Source organism: Bifidobacterium cuniculi (assembly GCF_000741575.1).
In the GTDB taxonomy this organism is placed as follows: Bacteria; Actinomycetota; Actinomycetes; order Actinomycetales; family Bifidobacteriaceae; genus Bifidobacterium; species Bifidobacterium cuniculi.
The window spans coordinates 681,257-704,054 of sequence record NZ_JGYV01000001.1 but is presented as its reverse complement, the minus strand read 5'-3'; the positions used below and the strand labels follow the sequence as shown (position 1 = coordinate 704,054).

Here is a 22,798-nt window from a genome sequence, read left to right as displayed (position 1 = left end):
GACGCTCCCTACACTTTGCCATATGACTGATAGTGCAGACATCTCCATCAGCGCCCATCTCACCGCCCTGCCCGACCGTGTCGGCGTGGACGGCCTTGAGGACAAGTGGCGCGCCGTCTGGGACGAGGACGGCACCTACACCTTCCACAATCCGGGCGAACGCAGTGCCGTCTATTCGATCGATACCCCGCCGCCCACCGTCTCCGGCCATCTGCACGTGGGCCACGTCTTCTCCTACACCCACACGGACATCATCGCGCGCTACAAGCGCATGAACGGCTTCAACGTGCTCTACCCGATGGGCTGGGACGACAACGGCCTGCCCACCGAGCGCCGCGTGCAGAACTACTACGGCGTGCGCGTGGACACCTCCATGCAGTACGACCCCGACTTCGTGCCGCCCTTCGAGGGCACCGACGGCAAGAAGATGGACGCCAAGGACCAGGTGCCGATCTCGCGGCGCAACTTCGTGGAACTGTGCGAGAAGCTCACCGCGCAGGACGAACTGCAGTTCGAGGCGCTGTGGCGCAAGCTGGGCCTGTCGATCGACTGGTCGCGCACCTACCACACCATCGGCGAGCATGCACAGCGCGTGGCGCAGAAGGCCTTCCTGCGCAACCTCGAGCGCGGCCAGGCCTACCAGCAGGACGCGCCGGTACTCTGGGACGTCACCTTCCAGACCGCCGTGGCGCAGGCGGAGCTCGAGAGCCGCGAATACCCCGGCTTCTACCACCGTGTGGCCTTCCGCTTCGAGGACGGCACGCCGATCTACATCGAGACGACCCGTCCCGAACTGCTCGCGGCCTGCGGCGCGCTGATCGCGCACCCGGACGACGAACGCTACCAGCGTTACTTCGGCCAGTTCGTGTACTCCCCGCTCTTCCACGTCAAGGTACCGATCCTGGCGCACCCGGCGGCGGAGATGGACAAGGGCGCAGGCATCGCCATGTGCTGCACCTTCGGCGACCAGACCGACGTGCAGTGGTGGCGTGACCTGCACCTGCCGTTGCGCAGCATCATCCAGCGCAACGGCCGCATCGTCATGGAGATGCCCGACTGGATCGAGGACGCCGAAGGCAAGCGCGTCTTCGAACAGATCGAGGGCAAGACCACCTTCTCCGCGCGCAAGGCGATCGTGGAGGAACTGCGCGAGGTCGGCGACCTGGACGGCGAGCCGACCCCCACGAAGCGCATGACGAACTTCTACGAGAAGGGCGACAAGCCGCTCGAGATCGTCACCTCCCGCCAGTGGTACCTGGAGAACGGCGGCACGGACAAGGCGCTCAACGCCGAGCTCATCGAGCGTGGCAAGGAACTGAACTTCCACCCCGACTTCATGCGCGTGCGCTACGAGAACTGGGTGCACGGCCTCAACGGCGACTGGCTCATCTCCCGCCAGCGCTTCTTCGGCGTGCCCTTCCCGCTGTGGTATCCGCTGAACGAGGCGGGCGAGCCCGACTATGCGAACCCGCTGCTGCCCAGCGAGGACGTGCTGCCGATCGACCCGTCCACGGACATCCCCGCCGGCTACACGGAGGAACAGCGCAACCAGCCCGGCGGCTTCATGGCCGAACCGGACATCATGGACACCTGGGCCACTTCCTCGCTGACCCCGCAGATCGTGACCGAGTGGGCCGAACCGGGCCAGGAGGCCTTCTTCGCATCCACCTTCCCGATGGACCTGCGCCCGCAGGGACAGGACATCATCCGCACCTGGCTGTTCAGCTCCGTGGACCGTGCGCAGCTCGAGAACCACTGCCTGCCGTGGGCGAATGCCACGCTGTCGGGCTGGATCCTCGACCCGGACCACAAGAAGATGAGCAAGTCCAAGGGCAACGTGGTCGTGCCGAACAAGCCGATCGAGCAGTTCGGCGCGGACGCCGTGCGCTACTGGGCGGCCTCCGCGCGCCTGGGCCTGGATGCCACCTACGACGAGGGCCAGATGAAGATCGGCCGCCGCCTGGCCATCAAGCTGCTCAACGCCACCAAGTTCGCGCTGGCGATCGGCCGTGAGGACGAGAACCACCACGTGGCCGACGAGGCCAGTGCCACCTGGGATCCGCAGGACGTGACCGAGGCGCTCGACCGTGCCGCCATGGCGAAGATGGCGCTCGTGGTCAAGCAGGCCACGAACTTCCTGGAACGCTACGAGCATTCCAAGGCGCTCGAGGTCATCGAGAACTACTTCTGGCAGTTCTGCGACGACTACATCGAGCTGGTGAAGAACCGCGCCTACGGCACGCCCGACGCACAGGGCAACGTCCCGGCCGAGGCGGCCGTGAAGTCCGCCCGCACCGCGCTGGGCATGGGCCTCGACGCCTTCGCCCGCCTGCTCGCCCCCTTCCTGCCCTATGCGACGGAAGAGGTGTGGAGCTGGATGCACGCCGGCGAGGGTTCCGTGCACACCGCCGCATGGCCCAAGCCGCTGCCCTACGCGACCGCCGCATTCAACGTGTCCCCGGACGTGCTCGCGCACGCCGGCGCCACCCTGGCGGCCCTGCGCGGCATCAAGTCCAAGGCGAAGGTCTCCATGAAGACCCCGATCGAACGCGTGCGCCTCGCCGTGAGCGACAACGTGCGCGAATCCCTGCGCCAGTCCCTCGCCGACATCCGCGAGGCCGGCCGCGTGATCGGCGACTTCTCCCTGGAGCATGCGCAGGAGCTCATCAACCAGATGCAGTCCGACGGCGACGAGACCTCCGACGCCGCCGAGGAGACCATCGTGGTCACCGAGAGCGAACTGGGCGAGCCCCCGGCGAAGAAGCGCTGAGTGTAGCTCAGGCTCGAGGACAGGCAGGGGGGCTTGGTTCCATATGGAACCAAGCCCCCCTCTGTGGTTGCTCCCGTGCCAGAAATCTCTCGTTTTTTCGTAGGGGTCCTATCACATAGGAACCCTAGGCTTCCGTATGGGGGGGGCACCCCACCGCACACCTGTCCTCGGACCCCACCCGCCTCTGACACCCGTCCTCGAGCCCTCGCACACCACAACCCACACGCCGAGAGTTCATGCCCACCGGCTCGGCGGTCGGCGTAGACGCCGACGGCGAACCGGATTCGTTCTATTCTGGGGCTAACACATACACGGGACCACCCGTGTCCTGCACCAGGAAGGCACACATCACAATATGGGTACGGATCGTTCCGGCGGCCAGCCGCCGGCCTTGGACGAAAAGGATGACATCATCCTCAGCGAGCTGGAGCACGACGGACGGGCCACGCTCGCGCAACTCGCACAGGCGGCCAGCCTCTCGGTGTCCGCCACGCAGTCGCGCGTGCAGAAGCTCGAGCGGCACGGCGTCATCGAAGGCTACCGGGCCATCGTCAACCACGACAAGGGCGCCGACCCGGTGCGCGCCTTCGTCACCGTCACCCCGCTCGACTATGCGCAGGAGCAGTACATCCCCGAACGCCTCGCCGGCGTGCACGGCATCATCACCTGCGACGCCGTCTCCGGCTCCCCCAGCTACATGCTCACCGTGAGCGTCCCCGACTCGCACCATCTCGAGGAACTGCTCAACACCATCCACCGGACGGTGCCGGTGAGCACCGAGACGACCATCGTGCTGCACCGCTACTTCGCCCAGTGACGCCTCCCGTTACATCGGGTCGACTACGCTGGGTGCCATGACTCACGAGCACGACGCCGAGACGGTGGTGGACTCCCCCGACCATTGGCGTGACGAGCAGACCCAGCGCATCGTCCAGCGCATCGACGACCTGCGCCAGTCCATCGACAACGTGGACATGGCCATCATCGCGCTCCTCGCGGAACGCTTCAAGTACACCACCCAGGTGGGTGCGCTCAAGGCGGCCGCCGGCTTCGCGCCCGCCGACTACAAGCGCGAGGACTACCAGATGGAACGGCTCCACCGCCTCGCCGTGGACGCCGGGCTCGACCCGGACATCGCGGAGATGTACCGCGAGTTCGTGGTCACCGAGGCCAAGAAGCGCCACCGGCGCATCGCCGAGGCGGGCGGCGACCCGGGCATCCTCGACATCTTCGCCTGAACCAGGACAGGAAACCATGGCTCTCCCCCTCCAGCGCACATGCGCCGCATGCTGTGCAGCCGCACTCTGCCTGGCGGCCCTCGCCGGCGCACCCGCCGCCTTCGCCGTCGACCAGTCGGCACAGCTGTCGTCATCGCAGGAGTTCGCCTCCCATGACGTCTTCCACGCCGTCGACTCGCGCCGCTACTACCTGGCGGGCGGCGACGGCGCCATCACCCACGCCTCCGCCGCCAAGGCGTCGCCGTGGAAGCTCAGCGTCGACACCAGCGTCGACGGCCCCGCAGTACCCCTCGGGCAGGTCGACGGCGCCAAGGGCCTTGTGCGCGTGCACGTGCGCGTCGAACCCGCGGACACACGCTACTCCGGCCAGCTGCGCACCTTCGCCGCCTTCACCATCCCCACCGACTCCTGCACGGACATCAGCGCCGACGACGGCGTGAGCGTCACCGCGCAAGGCAACGACACGCTCATCGCCGCCACCGCCGACCCCGGGCAGGCACTCGACTTCCACGTCTACGCGACCGCGACGGACTTCAACATGACGCCGCTGACGGTGGCGGCACTGGCCGCGGCCTCCCCCGGTGCCTACGCCGCAGGACTGCGTGGACTGGCCGACCGCTCCGACCAGCTCACCGCCTCCCTGGGCACCGCCACGGACGGCGCGCAGGAGACGCGGCACCGCGAGCTCATCGACACGCTCACCAAGCTGCGCGACCAGGAGCGCTCGCTGGCCGCCAGCACCACGAAAACGCGCACGCAGGCGCACGAACACGCCTTCCGCGCCTACATGGCCGCTTACGTCGGCTCCTACACCACGCACCTGTCCGGTTCGATCGGTTCGAAGACGCAGATGACCGCGCTCATGGGCACCGCCGGCGAGCTCAAGGGCGATACGCCGCTGGCGCACGCCGTCACCGACCTGGCCGCCGCCGTCAACTCGCTGAGCGACGCCCACCAGCATGCCGGTGCCGCCGACGAGGTCGACCGGATCATCACGCGCATCCGCCAGCAGGGCACGACGGGACTGGCGGAGGAGCTCAGGCAGACCGCGGGCGAGCAGACGCGCCTGGGTTCCGAGCAGTATGCGCGTGGCCAGTCGCAGCTGACCGCGGCGATGGTCCCCTACTCCATGGCGTACACGGACGCGTACACGGCACACCTGAGCGACCTGGCGGGCAACGACGTGGCCGCGGCCGCAGCGCACCGTGACGCCGCCGTCGCCGCGACGAACGCGGCGGAAGGCACGAATGCGGCGCTGAAGAAGGACAAGCAAGGCGTCGACGCGGCCATGGCGACGCTCGCCGCCGCACGCGAGCACACAGGCGCCGGCAGCGCCGCCAGGCAGGTGCTGCGCCGTTTCGCCGACCGCTTCGACGGCGGGGATGGCTCGGACGCGACGGCGGCGTCAGCGCCGGGCGATGGCCCGCGCATCATGCAGGAGGCAGCCGCGTGGCGCGAGGCGCACACCCCGGGCGGTCGGGCGCGCACCGCGCTGCAGCGGCAGGTCGCCACGTTGCGCGACCGGGAGGACGCCGCCGGCGGCGAGGACGACATGTCCTCCCTCGTCGACGACAGCTCCGACGGAAACGCCGCCGCAGACGTGGCCAAGTACGCCGGCAAGTTCACCGGCGGCTCCGCTGCGGATGCCGCGCAGGACGACGACGACCCGTCGGCGACGTCCCCCTCGGCCATGGCTCCGAGCGACCTGCTCGCCATGAGACTGGACTTCGCGGGCGTGGGCGACCACTCCGTCTTCCGCCCCTCCAACGGGCAGCTGGTGGACGAGACCACGGCCATCGCCTCCCATGCCACGGTGCTGCGCGCCCTGGCCGACACCCTCGAGCACACCGACTGGGGCAGCCGGGTCACCGGCATGCCCGCCGGAGAGGCGAAGGTGCTGACCACGAGGTTCGTGATGGTGGTCTCTTAGAATCTCTCGTTGTCCGTGGCTGTTCCCGGGGATCCGGAGAATTAAAGCGGGCACCGGGTACGGATGCTTTCCGAAATTAAAGCGGGCACCCGGACGAGGGCGGATCCCAACTTAAAGCGGGCACCGGGTCGAAGAACTTTTCAGTTCTTCGACCCGGTGCCCGCTTTAAGTTGGGAATCGCCCTCGTCCGGGTGCCCGCTTTAATTTTCCGGATCCCCGAGAAAAGCCACGGAAAAACGAGAGGTTTCCCAGAGGAAGGGCGCTCTCAGTGCTTCTGTGCTACGCTGACAGGGTATGGCCAAGAAAAACAAGCTGTTCACTCCCGTCACCCTCCGTTCCGTCAGTGCGCGCAACCGCGTGTGGTTGCCGCCCATGGACACCTACTCCGTTTTCAAGCTCGACGGACGTCCCACCGACTTCCACTACCAGCACTATGTCTCGCGTGCCCTGGGCGGGTTCGGGCTGATCATCGTCGAATCCACCGCCGTCACTCCCGAAGGGCGGATCTCGCCATGCGACCTGGGCCTGTGGGAGGACGCGCAGATCGACTCCTACCGCTGGATCGTGGACGCCATGAAGGCCGCCGGCGCCGTGCCGGCCATCCAGCTCAACCATGCGGGCCGCAAGGGGTCCACCGGCTGCTTCGCCTTCGGCCGGCCCGGCGAAAGCATCCCGCTGGACGAGGGCGGCTGGCACACTGTGGGGCCCGTCGACCGTTCCTACGGCGACCTGCGCCGTCCGCACATGCTCTCCATGGAGGAGATCCACGCCATCGAGGACCGTTTCCGCGACGCCGCCTGGCGCGCCATGACCGCCGGCTTCGAGGCGATCGAGATCCACGCCGCCCACGGCTACCTGCTCAGCGAGTTCCTGGACCCGCTGGTCAACACCCGCGAGGACGAGTACGGCGGTTCGCCCGAACGGCGCATGCGCATGCTCGTGGAGACTGTCGACAAGGTGCGCGGCGTGATCCGTGACGACATGCCCCTCTTCGTGCGCATCTCCGCCACCGACTGGGCCGAGGGAGGCTGGGACATCGAGGCCAGCATCGACCTGGCCCGCGTGCTCAAGGAGCACGGCGTCGACCTGGTGGACGTCTCCACCGGCGGCATCGTGCCCAAGGTGACGGTGCCCGTGCGCCCCGGCTACCAGGTGCCCTTCGCCGACCGCATCCGCAACGAGGCCGGCATCCCCACCAGCGCGGTCGGCCTGATCACCAAGCCCAGGCAGGCCAACAAGGTCGTCACCCACGGCCAGGCCGACGTGGTCGAGATCGGCCGCGCCGCCCTGCGCGAACCGTACTGGCCCCTCAAGGCCGCCCACAAGCTGGGTCTGTCCCGGGACGAGATCCCGTACCCGCCGCAGTACGAACGCGGTGCGTGGCCGCGGGAACAGTAGATGCGCGAGTGGCTCGCATCCATGGCCCCATAAGAAATTGTTCGTTTTTTTGAACAAAATCTTATGGGGAGCCGCTTCACGCAGCGTCCACGCCGACGGCCTCGGCTACGCTGGCGAAGCCGTCCTGGCGCAGCAGCTCGGCCAGGCCCCGCTTGAGGACAGTGATCGTCTGCGGGCCGCGGTACATCAGCGCGGTGATGAACATCACCAGCGAGGAGCCGGCGCGGATCTTCGCGTAGGCCTGTTCGGGGGTGAAGACGCCGCCGACGCCGGCGATTGCGAAACGCTCGCCGTAGTCGCGGTAGACGCGGCGGATCAGTTCGGTGCTCTCGACGGTGCAGGGCCCGCCGGACAGTCCGCCGGCCCACTCGCGGGGCACCTGCAAGCCGGTGCGGTCCTTCTGCAGGTTCGCGATGGTCACGCCCTGCACGTTATGGTCGGCGAGCACGTCGAGCAGGTCGCGGAACTCCTCCCAGGTCTTGTTCAGCGGCATCTTCACCAGCGTCGGCTGCGGGCGCTCGATCCGGTCGAGGGCGGTGAAGAGGCGGTCGAGGGCCTTCGGGTCCTCGTTGAAGGGTTCGCCGACGGTGGTATTCGGGCAGGAGATGTTGACCTCCACCATGGCGCTGCGGCCGGCCACGCGCTGCATGGACAGGCAGTAGTCGTCGATGCCCTCCGCCAGGTCGCCGACCTGGTCGTCGTTGGTGCGGGCGATCGACACGGACATCTGCATGCTCTTCGCGCGCTTCCAGGCGGCCTCGGCGCGGTCGATCACCTCGTCGGAGCCGGGGTTGGCCAGGCCCACGTGCACCATCATCGAGTCGTATTCGGGCAGGCGATGGAACCAGGGGCGCGGGTTGCCGGCACAGGGACGGGACGTGGTCGAGCCGACCGTCTCGAAGCCGAAGCCGGAGTTGTCCATGAGCACGGGCATGTCGCAGGCCTTGTCGAGGCCGGCGGACAGGCCGAAGGGGTTGGTGAAGTCGACGCCCATCACGGTCGTCTCGAGGATGGGGTCGGTGTAGTCGAGCATGGTGCGCAGCAGCCACATGAGCGGCGGGATCTTGCCGGTGGCCTGGCAGAAGCGAATCATGTCGTCGTGGGCGACGTCGGGGGTCTTGCTGAACACGAAGTGCGGCTTGACCACGTGCTTGTAGGCGAAGGAGAAGAGGTCGGTGGTGGCTTTGTTCACTGCGTCGTGCAGGCTGTTCTCGGAAACATACGTCATGGACTCCATTGTGCCATGCCATGGGCGTAAATGCACGTGTTCCGCGCCCGTTTGCCTTGGCGGTGCGCGCCGGGTGCGGTATTATCGTGCGCGACAAGGAACAAGGCGTTTCGGGAGGTGATCGGGATGGCGGAACGGGTGTGCGTGGTCATGCCGACCTACAACGAGCTCGACAACCTGGAGCCGACGCTGACGGCGCTGTTCGAGCGCAATCCGGACGTCGACGTGCTCATCGTGGACGACAACTCGCCCGACGGCACCGGCCGGCTCGCCGACGTCATCTCCCGGGCCACGCGCAAGTCCGCGGTGGCCGGCACGCACAACGCGATCACCGAGCACAGCCTGCAGGGCAATGCGGGGATCAGCACCGCCGACCTGGCCGTGGCGAACCGCGTCAACCGCGTGACGGCCGGCTCGCGGCTCTTCGTGCTCCACCGCGCCGGCAAGCAGGGGCTGGGTTCCGCGTATCTCGAGGGTTTCGCCTGGGCGCTGGAGCGCGGCTATGACATCATCTGCGAGATGGACATGGACGGCTCGCACCGGCCCGAGGACCTGCGGCGCATCCTGGCGCGCATCCGCGAGGACGGCGACGTCGATCTGGTGCTCGGCTCGCGGCGCGTGCCCGGCGGCACGACGCGCGACTGGCCGTGGTACCGCGACGCGATCTCGCGCGCCGGCTCCTCCTACGCGCGCCTCATGCTGGGCCTCAAGGTGCGCGACATGACCTCCGGTTTCCGCGCCTACCGTGCGCCGATTCTGCGCCGCCTCGACCTGGGCAGCATCGACGACAACGGCTACGTGTTCCAGATCGACATGACCCGCCGCGTGGTGGCCGCCGGCGGCACGGTGGTGGAGGTGCCGATTGTCTTCCCGGAACGTGCGCTGGGCAGTTCGAAGATGGATGGCTCAATCGTGCAGGAGGCGATGCGCAAGGTGACGCAGTGGGGCGTGGCCCGCATGACGAAGCGGCTGCGCGACCCGCGCGAGCGCGCACGCGACCGCGAGTGCGCGGAGCGCCAGGTGCGTGACCTGCCCGACGAGGACTTCGCCGAGGACGCGCGCGACGTGCCGAGGTGAGGCGCGGTTGCGGGCGAGCGGCAGGATGCGAAAGCCTGTTCGCATCGCATGTGCAAGCACGCATGGGGCCTTCTGAGGGCGCACGCATCGAGTCCTGCATCCCGATACGTGTCCGCATGCGCCTGGAATCGCAGCCAACCCCACACCCACGCGCCTTCCCGCATCTTCACACAATCGAACACGCTGAGTTGCGTTGTGCTAGAAAATGTGCGAATATGTTCACATGATTTCGTCACAGCGTCAACATCTCATCCTGAGCAGGTTGCGCACCCGCGGAGCGGTGCGCATCACCGCACTGTCCAAGGAGCTGGGCGTCTCCGCCATGACCATCCGGCGCGACATCTCCGAACTCGCCGACAAGGGGCTGTTGCGCCGCGTGCACGGCGGGGCGGTCTCCACGAGCACGCTGCTCAGCGAGCCGCTCTTCTCCGTCAAGTCACAGCTCGACATCGGCCTCAAGGACGCCATCGCCCGCGAAGCCATCGGCCTGGTCTCCCCGGGCGACGTCATCGCCATCGGCGGCGGCACCACCGCCTACGTGTTCGCACAGCACCTGCTCGAGTCGCAGCAGGCCAACGGCATCACCATCCTGACCAACTCCATCCCCGTCGCCGAACTCGTGCAGGCGCTGGAGTCCAAGGACGTCGAAGTGATCGTCACCGGCGGAGTGATCACCCGCTCCAACTCGCTGGTCGGTCCCATCGCGGACAAGGTCATCGCCTCCCTGCGCGTCAACACCGTGTTCCTGGGCACCCACTCCGTGTCCATCCCGCGCGGCTTCCTCATGCCCAACTCGCTCGAGGCGGCCACGGACATGGCGATGATGGACATCGCCGACCGCACCATCATCCTCACCGACCACACGAAGTGGAGCAGCACGTCGCTGTCGCTGTTCGCGCGCTTCGACCAGGTGGACACGGTGATCACCGACGACGGGCTGGATTCCGACTCGGTCACCAAGACGCGTGACCTGGTCAAGGACCTGGTCCTGGCACACAGCCCCGAACCCGAAGAAGAAAGCGAGGAATGACCTCACCATGGAATTCACCAACTACGAGCCGGGCGAGTATGCGAGGGAGCATATCCGCATCACCCCGACGACGCTGTCGGACGGCCGTGAGTTCTTCTACCTGGACGACGAACCCGACTACGTGGCCGGCCGCAAGGTGCGCGAGCTGAGGGACCCGCGGCAGCTGGCCGACCGCTTCGCGAACCAGCTGGACCCCGAGGGCAACGAAGTACCATACGCGGCGCCGCTGATGCGCCGCGACCCGCTCACCGGCGACTGGGTGCCCATGGCCACGGCGCGCATGAACCGACCGATCAACATCGGCCCCGGTGCCACCGCCACCGGCAACCCGCTGGCCGCGCGCAAGCCAGGCGACCCCTACCAGGACGGCGAGGTGCCGGACGTCGACTACGACGTGGTGGTCTTCGAGAACCGCTTCCCGAGCATGGTGCAGGTGCCGGGGCGTGACCGTGACGCCGTCGCGCATGTGGACGGCAATCCGCTGTGGCTCGAGAAGCCGGCGGCCGGCCGCTGCGAGGTCATCTGCTTCGACCCCGACGAGCACGGCCTGCCCGCCGACCTGCCCGTGGAGCGCCTGCGCACCGTGGTGGAGGCCTGGGCCTTCCGCACCGCCGAACTGTCCGCCATCGACGGCATCGAACAGGTCTATCCCTTCGAGAACCACGGCCAGGAGATCGGCGTCTCCCTGGCCCACCCGCACGGCCAGGTGTACGCCTACCCGTACATCGCCCCGCGCCTGGAGACCGAGCTGCGCCACACCGAAGCCTACTTCCAGGAGACCGGCGGCAACCTGCTGCGCGACATCATGGACGCCGAAGTCGCCGCCGAGGAGCGCGTGGTCATGGAGAACGGCAGCTGGGTCGGCTACGTGCCCGCCGCCGCCCGCTGGCCCCTCGAGGTGCACGTGGCCCCCAAGCGCGACGTGCTCACCCTCGACGAACTCGACGACGCCGAGCGCTGGGACCTCGCACAGATGTACTCCACGCTGCTCAAGCGTGGCAACACGTTCTTCGACCGCGGCGACGGCAAGGGCATGGACCTGCCCTACATCGCCGCCTGGCACCAGGCCCCCGTGCGCGACTCGCGCCGCGACCACTACCGCCTCAACCTGCAGTTCTTCTCCTTCCGCCGCGCCGCGAACAAGGTGAAGTACCTGGCAGGCTCGGAGTCCGGCATGGCCGCCTGGGTCTCCGACACCACCCCCGAACTCATCGCGCAGCGTTTCAAGGAACTGGGCCCCGTGCGCCTGTAACCAGAGAAATCTCTCGTTTTTCGTGACTTTTCTAGGGTGGGGCGCTCAGGCGGCCCACCCTAGAAAAGTCACGAAAAACGAGAGATTTCTCGGAAGGGAAAGAACCGACATGACCAACATCGACTTCATCGAACCACTTGACGACGCCGAGGGGGCGGCACGCGCACGCGCGTTACTCGGCGACGACGCCGCAGGCGTATGGGCGGCTCCCGGCCGCGTCAACCTCATCGGCGAACACACCGACTACAACGGCGGCCTGTGCCTGCCCATCGCGCTGCCGCACCGCACCTACATCGCCCTCAAGCCGCACGGCGGCAGCGCCGTCACCGTCGTCTCCGACGTCGCACCCGACCAGTCGGCCCACGCCGACCTGGCCGGACTGGAGGCCGGGGGAGTGGACGGCTGGGCCGCCTACCCCGTCGGCGTCGCCTGGGCACTGCGCGAAGCCGGCTTCGGGCAGGTGACCGGCTTCGACGCCGCCTTCGTCTCCTGCGTGCCGCTCGGCTCCGGCCTGAGCTCGTCGGCCGCCATGACCTGCTCCACCGCGCTCGCCCTCGACGACGTCAACGGCCTCGGCTTCGGCGGCAGCGACCAGGGACGGCTCACGCTCATCGACGCCGCCATCGCCGCGGAGAACGACATGGCCGGTGCCTCCACCGGCGGCCTCGACCAGAACGCCTCCATGCGCTGCACCGCAGGCCACGCCATCCGCCTCGACTGCACGCCCGGCCTGTCCGCCGCGGAAAGCGTCACCCAGGTGCCCTTTGACCTTGAAGCGCACGGTCTGGAGCTGCTCGTCCTCGACACGCGCGCCCCCCACCAGCTCAACGACGGCCAGTACGCCGCCCGCCGCGCCTCCTGCGAAACGGCCGCCGCACGGCTCGGCATCGACAACCTGCGCATCCTGGCCGACGCCGTCGCCGCCAGCGACGACCCGGCGCAGGCGCTCGCCGACGCGCTGGCGCGCCTCGACGACGACACCATGCGCCGCCGCGTGCGCCACGTGGTCACCGAGATCGGCCGCGTCGACGCCTTCATCGACGCCTTCGCCCGCGGTGACATGGCGCAGGCGGGCGCGCTGTTCGACGCCTCGCACGACTCGCTGCGCGACGACTACGAAGTGACGGTGCCCGAGCTGGACGTGGCAGTCGACGTCGCCCGCCGCGAGGGCGCCCTCGGCGCGCGCATGACCGGCGGCGGCTTCGGCGGTTCCATCATCGCGCTCGTGGCCGCCGGCGAGTCGCGCCGCATCGCACAGGCCATCGCCGACGAGTTCGCCCGCCGAGGCTTCGCGGCACCGCGCGCTCTGAGCGCGACGGCCAGCGACAGCGCGCACCGCGTCGCCTGACCCTTCCGGCCGCGTCGGCAGCCATCCTCGGTCGGCTGCCGACGCGGCATGCCCAAAGGGGTCTCCTCCCCGACGGCTGGCCGCATGGCCGATCGCCGACGACGCGGTCGGCCTGCGGCTGCTCGGCCGCTCCGGTCACCGCCGCCGATCGCAAAGGATCGGTAAAAGTCCGCATGATGGACTGGATCCCCGTTCACCCCTGCGTTAAGCTCACAGAATAGACACGAGTGTAAGCAGTGGAGACGCCCGCGGGCGCAGACATGGGAAGGCAGGTGCGATGAGCGGACGCGACGACTACGAACCGGAAGATCTCGACGAATTCAACGATGACGATGTCCGGGCCGACGGTCTGGAAGCGTCGGACGACGTGCTGGCGGCCGGGGACGGCCGCGCTGGCCACGCCGACGCGCCGCAGTTCGACGACCTCGTCGTCGAGAAGACCAGCCCCGAGCAGGCGGCGCTCAAGAAGCGCAAGAACCGGCAGTTCTGGGTGGCGCTGGCCGCCATGTGCGCGCTGCTGCTGGTGGGCGTGGGCCTGATCCTGTACCCCACGATCGCCGACGCGTGGAACCGCCACGTGTCCTCCAAGGCCGTCGCCTCCTACGTGGAGGCCGTCGAGGACACCTCGCAGGAGGAGCGCGACGAGCAGCTCAAGCGTGCCAAGGAGTACAACGAGAGCCTCGTGGGACAGGGCGTGGGACGCTTCCTGCCCACCGAGGAGGAGATGAAGGTCTACGACTCCATCCTCGACCCCGCCGGCGTGGGCATCATGGGCTACATCACCATCCCGAAGATCAAGACGCGCTTGCCGATCTACCACGGCACCAGCGAGGCTGTGCTGCAGATCGCCGCCGGGCACATGCCCGGTTCGAGCTTCCCGGTCGGCGGCGAGTCGACGCACGCGGTGATCACCGGCCACACCGGCCTGCCCAGCGCCATGCTGTTCACCGGACTCGACACCCTGGAGAAGGGCGACACCTTCACGGTCACCGTCTACGACGACGTGCTCACCTACCAGGTAGACGACATTAACGTGGTGCTGCCCGACAACACCGACCCGCTGGCCATCCAGGAGGGGCGGGACCTGGTGAGCCTCATGACGTGCACGCCCTACGGTGTCAACTCACACCGGCTCATCGTGACCGGCCACCGCATCCCGACGCCGGCCACCGAGCAGGACCGGGTCGACTTCAAGGACGAGGCGCTGCGCCAGGACATCGCCATCACCGTGGCCATCCTCGTCGTCACGCTGCTGGCCATCGGCACCGTCCTGTTCGTGCAGGTACGCCGCCGCAAGGTCGTCATCAGCCACCACGCCCACCGTCGCTGACGGGCGACGTTCGAACAACGGAATCAGCCGCGCCTTTGGCGCGGCTGTTCCATATACTTGTGCGAGCTGACCGTCGCAGGCGGGTACGCCGCCGCGCAGTACCAAGGGAGAGACATGGACAAGGCAATCATCACCGTCGTCGGCCAGGACACCGTCGGCATCATCGCGCGCGTGTGCACGTACCTCTCGGAACACCACGTGAACGTGCTGGACATCTCGCAGACCATCATCGACGGCTTCTTCAACATGATGATGATCGTCGACTGCGCGAACACGGACGTCGCCTTCGAGACGGTCGTCGGCGACCTCGAGGAGCTGGGCGGGCAGATCGGCGTGCGCATCCGCTGCCAGCGCGAGGAGATCTTCACCAGCATGCACCGCGTCTGAGCGCGCATCCACCCCTGCAATCCGGAAGGAACCGCCATGCTCAACATCATGGAAGTCCACGAGACGAACCAGATGATCGAACAGGAAAAGCTCGACGTGCGCACCATCACCATGGGCATCAACCTCATGGACTGCGCCCGCGCCGACGTCGACGAGACCTGCGAGGCGATCTACGGCAAGATCGTCAGGTACGCGAAGGACCTCGTGGCCACGGGCGAGTCGATCGAACGCGACTTCGGCATCCCCATCGTCAACAAGCGCATCACCGTCACGCCGATCGCGCTCGTCGGCGCCGCCTGCTGCACGACCACCGGCGACTTCGTGAAGATCGCGCATGCGCTCGACCGCGCCGCCAAGACCGTCGGCGTCGACCTCATCGGCGGATACTCCGCACTCGTCTCCAAGTCGATGACGCCGGCGGAGGAACTGCTCATCCGCTCGCTGCCGCAGGCGCTGAGCGAGACGGACATCGTGTGCTCCTCGGTGAACGTGGGCTCCACGAAGACCGGCATCGACATGAACGCGGTGGCCATGCTCGGCCACATCATCAAGGAGATCGCCGAGTCGACCGCCGACAACGACTCCTACGGCTGCGTCAAGTTCGTGGCCTTCTGCAACGCGCCCGACGACAATCCCTTCATGGCGGGCGGCTTCCACGGCGTGACCGAGGGCGACGCGGTGGTCAACGTGGGCGTCTCCGGCCCCGGCGTGGTCTCCCGCGCGCTCGACGCCGCGGAAGGCAAGGACTTCGAGTTCCTGTGCGAGACCATCAAGCGCACCGCCTTCAAGATCACGCGCGTCGGCCAGCTCGTCGCTCAGGAGGCCTCCAAGCGCCTCGGCGTGCCCTTCGGCATCATCGACCTATCCCTGGCACCCACCCCCGCGGTGGGCGACTCCGTGGGCGAGGTCCTCGAGAAGATGGGCCTGGCGCAGGTCGGCGGCCCCGGCACCACGGCGGCCCTGGCCATGCTCAACGACCAGGTCAAGAAGGGCGGCATCATGGCGTCCTCCTACGTGGGCGGCCTGTCCGGCGCCTTCATCCCCGTCTCCGAAGACAAGAACATGATCGACGCCGCCGAATCCGGCTGCCTGACCATCGAGAAGCTCGAGGCGATGACCTGCGTGTGCTCCGTCGGCCTCGACATGATCGCCATCCCCGGCGACACCCCCGCCTCCACGATCTCCGGCATCATCGCCGACGAATCCGCCATCGGCATGGTCAACCAGAAGACCACCGCCGTGCGCATCATCCCCGTGATCGGCAAGACCGTGGGGGAGATGGCGAACTTCGGCGGCCTGATGGGCTACGCGCCGATCATGCCCGTCAACCAGTCCGACTGCTCCGCCTTCGTGAACCGAGGCGGCCGCATCCCCGCGCCGATCCACAGCTTCAAGAACTGAGCGGCAGCGGCTGTCCGAGAAATCTCTCGTTTTTCCGTGACTTTTCTGGGAGTGCCGCTGCCAATCACTGGCCGCCGGCGAAGCCGAGCTGCCGCCAGGCCTCGTAGATGGCGATCGACGCGCAGTTGGTCAGGTTCAGGCTCCTCAGGCTCGGCCGCATCGGCAGTCGCACCTGCTCGGCGACGTGCGGGCCTGCCATGATGTCCATCGGGTCGGGGATGTTGCCCGGTTCCGGGCCGAACAGCAGGATGTCGGTCGGCCGGTACTCCACCTCCGTGTACAGCTTCGTCGCATGCGCGGTGAAAGCGATGATGCGCGAATCGGGCATCGACTCCACCAGGCTGTCGAAGTCGGGGTGGAGCACCACGTGCGCCATGTCATGGTAGTCGAGGCCCGCGCGCCGCAGCTTCGTGTCGCGCAGGTTGAAGCCGAGCGGCTCCACCAGGTGCAGGATCGTGCCCGTCACCGCGCACAGCCGGATCGCCGAGCCGGTGTTGCCCGGGATGCGCGGCGAGTAGTAGCACAGGTGCGGCGTCGACGTCTGCATCTGCGCGGCGTCGGCCGGCGAGAGCATCGCGTCGACCACGGAAATCGGGTTGCCGTGCGCGTCGGTCACCAGTTCGTCGGGGCCGTAGCCGGACTTGCGGTAGCCGTACTCGAACATCTTCTCGACCTGCGCCTCAGGATTGTCATTCGTCATGAGACACAAGATAACGCCGTGCCGCTGACAGGGCGTGGCCTGACACATTTTCGGTGGCCCGGAAAATTGTGTAGGCCTCCAGGCTGCACAATTTGGAATTGTGCAGCCTGGAGGCCTACACAATTTTCCGGGCCACCGAAAATGTGTCAGGCGCCAGGACAGGATCAAGACAGGCCGTTCCAGGCGGGAGGGTCGGTAGCTACAATGAGGCGACTATGGCGACACAATTCACCCACACACAGGCCGACCGACTGGTCGGCGAGGCGTTCGCGATGCGCGCGCCGCTGGCCGCCTGGTGGCAGTCCCATGCCCGCGACCTGCCCTGGCGCTTCGGCCGCACCACCCCGTGGGGCGTGCTCGTGTGCGAGGTCATGAGCCAGCAGACGCAGATGAGCCGCGTCGTGCCCTACTGGGAGGCGTGGATGGAACGCTGGCCCGACGCCGCCGCGCTGGCCGGCGCCGCCAAGTCCGACGTCATCACCGCCTGGGGGAGGCTCGGCTACCCCAGGCGCGCCCTGCGGCTGCAGGAATGCGCCAAGGTCGTCGCCGACGAGTACGACGACCGTCTGCCCGACGACTATGACCGGCTCGTCGCGCTGCCCGGCATCGGCGACTACACGGCCAGCGCCGTCCTCAGCTTCGCCTTCGGCAGGCGCATCGCCGTCATCGACACCAACATCCGCCGCGTCCTGAGCCGCGCGTTCCTGGGCGAGGAGTCGCTCGGCGGCTCCGCCACGCCCGCCGAACGCGAGCTCGCCCGGCTGGTGCTGCCCGGCGACGCGCGCGCGTCGGTCACCTGGAACCAGGCAATCATGGAAGTCGGCGCCACGGTGTGCCTGCCCAAGACGCCGCAGTGCGACGACTGCCCGCTGGCCGCCGCCTGCCTGTTTCTGGAGCTCGGCTGGCCGCACCTGGGCCAGCGGCGCACCCGGCCGCGCCAACGCTTCGCTGGCACCGACCGGCAGGTGCGCGGCAAGATCCTGCACGCCCTGCGCGAACTGCCCGCCGGTAGCGTGCTCGCCTACGACGACGCCGCGGCGCTGTGGGAGGACCGCGTGCAGCTCGACCGCTGCATCGCCTCGCTGGACGAGGACGGGCTCATCGAGATCGTCGACGGCCACGCGCTGCGCCTGCCGCGCTGAGCGCATGGGGCTGGCGCACGGGTAGACTGGTGCGCATGCCGAGCCGACCCACGAACGACAAGATCCGCACCTACGCCACGCGCGGCGGCGCACGCAACGCCGCGCGCGCCGCCGCGTCCGGCAACGCCCCGAAGAAGCCGCGCAAGAGGAAGATGTCGAAGAAGAAGCGCGCGATGTACCGGCGTCGCCGGCTCATCGTCTTCGGCGGCGCGCTGCTGGCGCTCGCGCTCATCGTGTTCTGCATCTACAGCATCGCGCGCGGCGTGGGCGGTGCGCATGCGTGGCTCGGCTCCGCCGACCGCATGAGCGTGTCCCGCTCGGCGGCGCCGTCGCCGGCCGTCAAGAGCAAGGTGGCGGCCTGCTCGGACAAGGACATCGAGCTCGAGCTGGTGCCCGCCTCCACCACGGTGCCGGTGGGCGGATCCCTGGAGTTCACCGCGAAGATGACGTATGTGGGCAAGGACCCGGAGGGCTGCTACGTCGACGGCGCCGACGACGGCCGCGTGCTGGTGATCACCTCGGGCGACGACACCGTATGGCGTTCCGACGCCTGCGAGGACGGCTACCGGCCGCTGCTGCTCATGGAGTCGGTGGACGACGAGCAGAAGATGACGTGGAACACGAACCGTTCGGGCGACGAATGCGTGGCCGATGCCGAGCTGCCGAAGGTCGACCGCGGCACCTACGTGGCGCAGCTCGAGCTGGCGGATGACCCGAAGGTGACCAGCAAGCCGGTGACGATCCAGGTACAGTGACGGCGCGCGGAATGTGAGATTCGTCACATTCGGGAATGTCGGCTTGTGAAGATTCGTTGGAAATACTAGAGTTTTGTTTTCAGTGTCTAGTGTGTCATATAGCGGGCATGCTTGCAACGACGAAGCGCCCGCAGTCAGGCATATGGCGGCCGACCCCGCGCTTTCCCCGTACAGTAACCACTTCACCAACGAAAGCGATAGGAACGTCCATTGTCTGAGACTACGACGAACAGCACTTCCATCATCGCGCGTGCCGACCAGCAGGACATCGACCTGCACAAGGCCTCCGACCGCGTGAATTTCGGCTCCATCGCCGAACCGATTGACGTACCGTACCTGCTTGGCGTGCAGACCGACAGCTTCGACTGGCTGATCGGCAACGAGCGCTGGAAGGCTCGCGTGGCGGAGGACGAGGCCAACGGCACCAACACCGTCGCCCACGTCTCCGGCCTCGACGAGGTCTTCCAGGAAATCTCCCCGATCGAGAACTTTGCGCAGACCATGAGCCTGACCTTCTCCGACCCGTACTTCGAGGAGCCGCGCCATACGGTCCAGGAGTGCAAGGAGAAGGACTACACCTACTGTGCCCCGCTGTACGTGAACGCCGAGTTCGAGAACGGCGAGACCGGCGAGATCAAGAGCCAGACCGTCTTCATGGGCGACTTCCCGCTGCAGACCCCGCACGGCACCTTCATCATCGGCGGCACTGAGCGCGTCATCGTCTCGCAGCTCGTGCGCTCCCCGGGCGTCTACTTCGACCGCCAGCATGACCGCTCCTCCGACAAGGAGGTCTTCGGCGCGAAGATCATCCCGAGCCGCGGCGCATGGCTCGAGTTCGAGATCGACAAGCGCGACTTCCTCGGCGTGCGCGTGGACCGCAAGCGCAAGCAGTCCGCCATCGTCTTCCTCATGGCGATCGGCATGACCCGCAAGGAGATCCGCGACGCCTTCGAAGGCTACCCGCTGGTGCTCGACGCCCTGGAGAAGGAGACCATCGACTCCCAGGACGAGGCCCTCGTGGACCTGTACCGCAAGATCCGCCCGGCGGACGCGGCAACCCCGGAGGCCGGCAAGAACCTGCTCGACTCCTTCTACTTCAACACCAAGCGCTACGACCTGGCGCGCGTGGGCCGCTACAAGATCAACCGCAAGCTCGGCCTGGAGATGGACTACAACGACCGCAGTCTGAGCCGCGAGGACATCATCGCCACCATCAAGTACCTGGTGACCCTGCACGCCGGCGGCGCGACCTTCCCGGGCAAGCGCGACGGCGAGGACGTCGAGCTGCGCGTGGACGTGGACGACATCGACCACTTCGGCAACCGCCGCATCCGCCAGGTCGGCGAGCTGATCCAGAACCAGCTGCGCACCGGCCTGAGCCGCATGGAGCGCGTGGTGCGCGAGCGCATGACCACGCAGGACGCCGAGGCGATCACCCCGCAGTCCCTGATCAACATCCGCCCGGTGAACGCCACCATCAAGGAGTTCTTCGGCACTTCGCAGCTCTCGCAGTTCATGGACCAGAACAACCCGCTGGCCGGCGTGACCAACAAGCGCCGCCTGTCGGCCCTGGGCCCCGGCGGCCTGAGCCGCGACCGCGCCTCCATGGAGGTGCGCGACGTGCACCCGTCCCACTTCGGCCGCATGTGCCCGATCGAGTCCCCTGAAGGCCCGAACATCGGCCTGATCGGCTCCCTGGCGACCTTCGGCCGCATCAACCCCTTCGGCTTCATCGAGACGCCGTACCGCAAGGTCGTCAACGGCCACGTGACCGACGAGGTCGTGTACATGACCGCCGACCGCGAGGTCGAGCACGTCATCGCACAGGCCAACCAGGAGCTCGACGCGAACGGCGACTTCGTGCAGAAGGAAGCCCTCGTGCGTGACGCCGCCGGCGAGGCGGAGGACGTCCCGGTCGAGATGGTCGACTACATGGACGTCTCCCCGCGCCAGATGGTCTCCGTGGGCGCCTCCCTCATCCCGTTCCTGGAGCACGACGAGGGCCACCGAGCGCTCATGGGCACCAATATGCAGCGCCAGGCCGTGCCGCTCATCAAGTCGGAGCGCCCCTTGGTGGGTACCGGCGCCGAGTGGCGCGCCGCGGTGGATTCCGGCGACGTGATCCTGGCCGAGAAGCCGGGCGTGGTCACCTACGTGTCCGCCGACATCATCCGCGTGATGAACGACGACGGCACCACCTCGAGCTACAAGCTGGCCAAGTTCCAGCGCTCCAATCAGACCACCTGCTACAACCAGGTCCCGCTCATCCACGACGGCGAGCGCGTCGAGGCCGGCACCGTGCTGGCCGACGGCCCGGCCACGGAGCAGGGAGAGATGGCGCTGGGCAAGAACCTGCTGGTTGCCTTCATGCCGTGGAACGGCTACAACTACGAGGACGCCGTGATTATCTCGCAGCGCCTGGTGCAGGACGACACGCTGTCCTCCATCCACATCGAGGAGTACGAGATCGACGCCCGCGAGACGAAGCTGGGCGCCGAGGAGATCACCCGCGACCTGCCGAACGTGGGCGAGGACGCGGTGGCGAACCTCGACGAGCGCGGCATCATCCGCATCGGCGCCGAGGTCGAGGCCGGCGACATCCTCGTGGGCAAGGTCACCCCGAAGGGCGAGACCGAGCTGACCCCGGAGGAGCGCCTGCTGCGTGCCATCTTCGGCGAGAAGAGCCGCGAGGTGCGCGACACCTCGCTGCGCGTGCCCCACGGCGAGACCGGCACCGTGATTGCGGTCAAGGAGATCACCCGCGAGGATGCCGAGGAGGACGGCGACGAGCTGCCCAACGGCGTCAACCAGATGATTCGCGTGTACATCGCGCAGCACCGCAAGATCACGCAGGGCGACAAGCTCTCGGGCCGCCACGGCAACAAGGGCGTCATCTCGCGCATCCTGCCTGAGGAGGACATGCCCTTCCTGGAGGACGGCACCCCGGTCGACATCATGCTCAACCCCCTGGGCGTGCCGAGCCGAATGAACCTGGGCCAGGTGCTCGAGCTGCACCTGGGCTGGGTGGCGCACTCCGGCTGGGACATCAACCTCGACCCGGACCTCGAGGCCGCCTGGAAGCAGTACGTGCCGCAGGGCGCCGAGCAGGGCGCGCCGGGCACGCCGGTGGCGACCCCCGTCTTCGACGGCGTGCGCCAGGAGACCCTCAAAGGCCTGCTGTCCACCACGCTGCCCGACCGCGACGGCAACAAGCTGGTCGGCGACAACGGCAAGGCGGTCCTCTTCGACGGCCGCACCGGCGAGCCCTTCCCGAAGCCGATCTCCGTGGGCTACATGTACATGCTCAAGCTGCACCACCTCGTGGACGACAAGATCCACGCCCGCTCCACCGGCCCGTACTCGATGATCACCCAGCAGCCGCTAGGCGGCAAGGCGCAGTTCGGCGGCCAGCGCTTCGGCGAGATGGAGGTGTGGGCCCTCGAGGCCTACGGTGCCGCCTACACGCTGCACGAGATGATGACCACGAAGTCCGATGACGTCGACGGCCGCGTGCGCGTCTACGGCGCCATCGTCAAGGGCGAGAACCTGCCGCCGGCGGGCATCCCCGAGTCCTTCAAGGTGCTGCTCAAGGAAATGCAGTCGCTCTCCCTGAACGTCGAGGTGCTCAACGCCGAGGGCGTGGCCATCGACATGAAGGAAGAGGACGACGACCCGGTTTCCTCCTCCAACGACCTGGGCTTCAACATCGGCGCCCGCCCGGACGCCGCTGCGAAAGCCGACCAGCTCGCTGACGAACCCGAATACAAGTAAACGAACTTCAATCGGAACATCAACCAACGGAAGACAGGAAC

17 protein-coding genes are annotated in these 22,798 nt (G+C 67.6%); 15 read left to right on the top strand and 2 right to left on the bottom strand.

Annotated features, from left to right (window positions below; genetic code table 11):
• Positions 1-22 precede the first annotated feature (22 nt).
• From valS to BCUN_RS03190, 5 genes are all read left to right on the top strand, one after another.
• A complete protein-coding gene (gene valS, locus BCUN_RS03210; protein WP_033517876.1) occupies positions 23-2,770 on the top strand; it encodes a valine--tRNA ligase in 2,748 nt (915 codons plus the stop codon).
• Positions 2,771-3,125: 355 nt separating this feature from the next.
• Complete coding sequence (locus tag BCUN_RS03205; protein ID WP_033518653.1) at positions 3,126-3,587, top strand: Lrp/AsnC family transcriptional regulator; 462 nt, start codon at positions 3,126-3,128, stop codon at positions 3,585-3,587.
• A 37-nt stretch (positions 3,588-3,624) separates the two neighbouring features.
• Entirely contained in the window at positions 3,625-4,008 is a 384-nt protein-coding gene (locus BCUN_RS03200; RefSeq protein ID WP_033518651.1) for a chorismate mutase, read from the top strand.
• A 16-nt stretch (positions 4,009-4,024) separates the two neighbouring features.
• Positions 4,025-5,938: a hypothetical protein gene (locus BCUN_RS03195; protein ID WP_051920592.1), complete on the top strand. Its 1,914-nt coding sequence runs from the start codon at positions 4,025-4,027 to the stop codon at positions 5,936-5,938.
• Between the two features lie 294 nt (positions 5,939-6,232).
• Positions 6,233-7,336 carry an NADH:flavin oxidoreductase/NADH oxidase gene (locus tag BCUN_RS03190; protein WP_033518834.1) on the top strand — a complete coding sequence of 368 codons (1,104 nt, stop codon included), beginning with the start codon at positions 6,233-6,235 and terminating at the stop codon, positions 7,334-7,336.
• 76 nt (positions 7,337-7,412) lie between these two features.
• Here BCUN_RS03190 and BCUN_RS03185 read toward each other — a convergent pair whose 3' ends face one another.
• On the bottom strand, positions 7,413-8,564 hold the full coding sequence (locus BCUN_RS03185; protein WP_033516698.1) for a quinone-dependent dihydroorotate dehydrogenase: 1,152 nt from the start codon (positions 8,562-8,564) through the stop codon (positions 7,413-7,415).
• A 126-nt stretch (positions 8,565-8,690) separates the two neighbouring features.
• Here BCUN_RS03185 and BCUN_RS03180 point away from each other — a divergent pair, with 126 nt between their 5' ends.
• The 7 genes from BCUN_RS03180 (at position 8,691) to BCUN_RS03150 (ending at position 16,389) form a co-directional block, all read left to right on the top strand.
• Positions 8,691-9,641 (top strand): polyprenol monophosphomannose synthase, encoded by a 951-nt coding sequence (locus BCUN_RS03180; protein ID WP_033516693.1) that lies wholly within the window; start codon positions 8,691-8,693, stop codon positions 9,639-9,641.
• Between the two features lie 223 nt (positions 9,642-9,864).
• Positions 9,865-10,671 (top strand): DeoR/GlpR family DNA-binding transcription regulator, encoded by an 807-nt coding sequence (locus tag BCUN_RS03175; RefSeq protein ID WP_033516691.1) that lies wholly within the window; start codon positions 9,865-9,867, stop codon positions 10,669-10,671.
• Between the two features lie 7 nt (positions 10,672-10,678).
• Complete coding sequence (gene galT / locus BCUN_RS03170; RefSeq protein ID WP_033516690.1) at positions 10,679-11,923, top strand: galactose-1-phosphate uridylyltransferase; 1,245 nt, start codon at positions 10,679-10,681, stop codon at positions 11,921-11,923.
• A gap of 109 nt (positions 11,924-12,032) precedes the next feature.
• On the top strand, positions 12,033-13,271 hold the full coding sequence (gene galK, locus BCUN_RS03165; protein ID WP_033516689.1) for a galactokinase: 1,239 nt from the start codon (positions 12,033-12,035) through the stop codon (positions 13,269-13,271).
• A 277-nt stretch (positions 13,272-13,548) separates the two neighbouring features.
• A complete protein-coding gene (locus tag BCUN_RS03160) occupies positions 13,549-14,601 on the top strand; it encodes a class C sortase (RefSeq protein WP_238552296.1) in 1,053 nt (350 codons plus the stop codon).
• Positions 14,602-14,715: 114 nt separating this feature from the next.
• Complete coding sequence (locus BCUN_RS03155; RefSeq protein ID WP_033516688.1) at positions 14,716-14,988, top strand: ACT domain-containing protein; 273 nt, start codon at positions 14,716-14,718, stop codon at positions 14,986-14,988.
• A gap of 36 nt (positions 14,989-15,024) precedes the next feature.
• Entirely contained in the window at positions 15,025-16,389 is a 1,365-nt protein-coding gene (locus tag BCUN_RS03150; protein WP_033516687.1) for a PFL family protein, read from the top strand.
• 64 nt (positions 16,390-16,453) lie between these two features.
• On the opposite strand, the gene BCUN_RS03145 is transcribed toward BCUN_RS03150, so the two are convergent.
• Positions 16,454-17,089 (bottom strand): tRNA (cytidine(34)-2'-O)-methyltransferase, encoded by a 636-nt coding sequence (locus BCUN_RS03145; RefSeq protein WP_081895492.1) that lies wholly within the window; start codon positions 17,087-17,089, stop codon positions 16,454-16,456.
• A 215-nt stretch (positions 17,090-17,304) separates the two neighbouring features.
• Between BCUN_RS03145 and BCUN_RS03140 the strand changes: the two genes are divergently transcribed.
• From BCUN_RS03140 to rpoB, 3 genes are all read left to right on the top strand, one after another.
• Positions 17,305-18,231 (top strand): HhH-GPD family protein, encoded by a 927-nt coding sequence (locus BCUN_RS03140; RefSeq protein WP_051920590.1) that lies wholly within the window; start codon positions 17,305-17,307, stop codon positions 18,229-18,231.
• Between the two features lie 35 nt (positions 18,232-18,266).
• Positions 18,267-18,986, top strand: coding sequence for a hypothetical protein (locus BCUN_RS03135; protein ID WP_238552295.1), 720 nt, complete (start codon positions 18,267-18,269; stop codon positions 18,984-18,986).
• A 210-nt stretch (positions 18,987-19,196) separates the two neighbouring features.
• Complete coding sequence (gene rpoB, locus BCUN_RS03130; RefSeq protein ID WP_033516686.1) at positions 19,197-22,757, top strand: DNA-directed RNA polymerase subunit beta; 3,561 nt, start codon at positions 19,197-19,199, stop codon at positions 22,755-22,757.
• Positions 22,758-22,798: the final 41 nt, after the last annotated feature.

Excerpts from the sequence above, each read along its gene's own strand:
- valS (WP_033517876.1), top strand. The coding sequence starts at position 23 with ATGACTGATAGTGCAGACATCTCCATCAGCGCCCATCTCACCGCCCTG.
- BCUN_RS03205 (WP_033518653.1), top strand. The coding sequence starts at position 3,126 with ATGGGTACGGATCGTTCCGGCGGCCAGCCGCCGGCCTTGGACGAAAAG.
- BCUN_RS03200 (WP_033518651.1), top strand. The coding sequence starts at position 3,625 with ATGACTCACGAGCACGACGCCGAGACGGTGGTGGACTCCCCCGACCAT.
- BCUN_RS03195 (WP_051920592.1), top strand. The coding sequence starts at position 4,025 with ATGGCTCTCCCCCTCCAGCGCACATGCGCCGCATGCTGTGCAGCCGCA.
- BCUN_RS03190 (WP_033518834.1), top strand. The coding sequence starts at position 6,233 with ATGGCCAAGAAAAACAAGCTGTTCACTCCCGTCACCCTCCGTTCCGTC.
- BCUN_RS03185 (WP_033516698.1), bottom strand. The coding sequence starts at position 8,564 with ATGACGTATGTTTCCGAGAACAGCCTGCACGACGCAGTGAACAAAGCC.
- BCUN_RS03180 (WP_033516693.1), top strand. The coding sequence starts at position 8,691 with ATGGCGGAACGGGTGTGCGTGGTCATGCCGACCTACAACGAGCTCGAC.
- BCUN_RS03175 (WP_033516691.1), top strand. The coding sequence starts at position 9,865 with ATGATTTCGTCACAGCGTCAACATCTCATCCTGAGCAGGTTGCGCACC.
- galT (WP_033516690.1), top strand. The coding sequence starts at position 10,679 with ATGGAATTCACCAACTACGAGCCGGGCGAGTATGCGAGGGAGCATATC.
- galK (WP_033516689.1), top strand. The coding sequence starts at position 12,033 with ATGACCAACATCGACTTCATCGAACCACTTGACGACGCCGAGGGGGCG.
- BCUN_RS03160 (WP_238552296.1), top strand. The coding sequence starts at position 13,549 with ATGAGCGGACGCGACGACTACGAACCGGAAGATCTCGACGAATTCAAC.
- BCUN_RS03155 (WP_033516688.1), top strand. The coding sequence starts at position 14,716 with ATGGACAAGGCAATCATCACCGTCGTCGGCCAGGACACCGTCGGCATC.
- BCUN_RS03150 (WP_033516687.1), top strand. The coding sequence starts at position 15,025 with ATGCTCAACATCATGGAAGTCCACGAGACGAACCAGATGATCGAACAG.
- BCUN_RS03145 (WP_081895492.1), bottom strand. The coding sequence starts at position 17,089 with ATGACGAATGACAATCCTGAGGCGCAGGTCGAGAAGATGTTCGAGTAC.
- BCUN_RS03140 (WP_051920590.1), top strand. The coding sequence starts at position 17,305 with ATGGCGACACAATTCACCCACACACAGGCCGACCGACTGGTCGGCGAG.
- BCUN_RS03135 (WP_238552295.1), top strand. The coding sequence starts at position 18,267 with ATGCCGAGCCGACCCACGAACGACAAGATCCGCACCTACGCCACGCGC.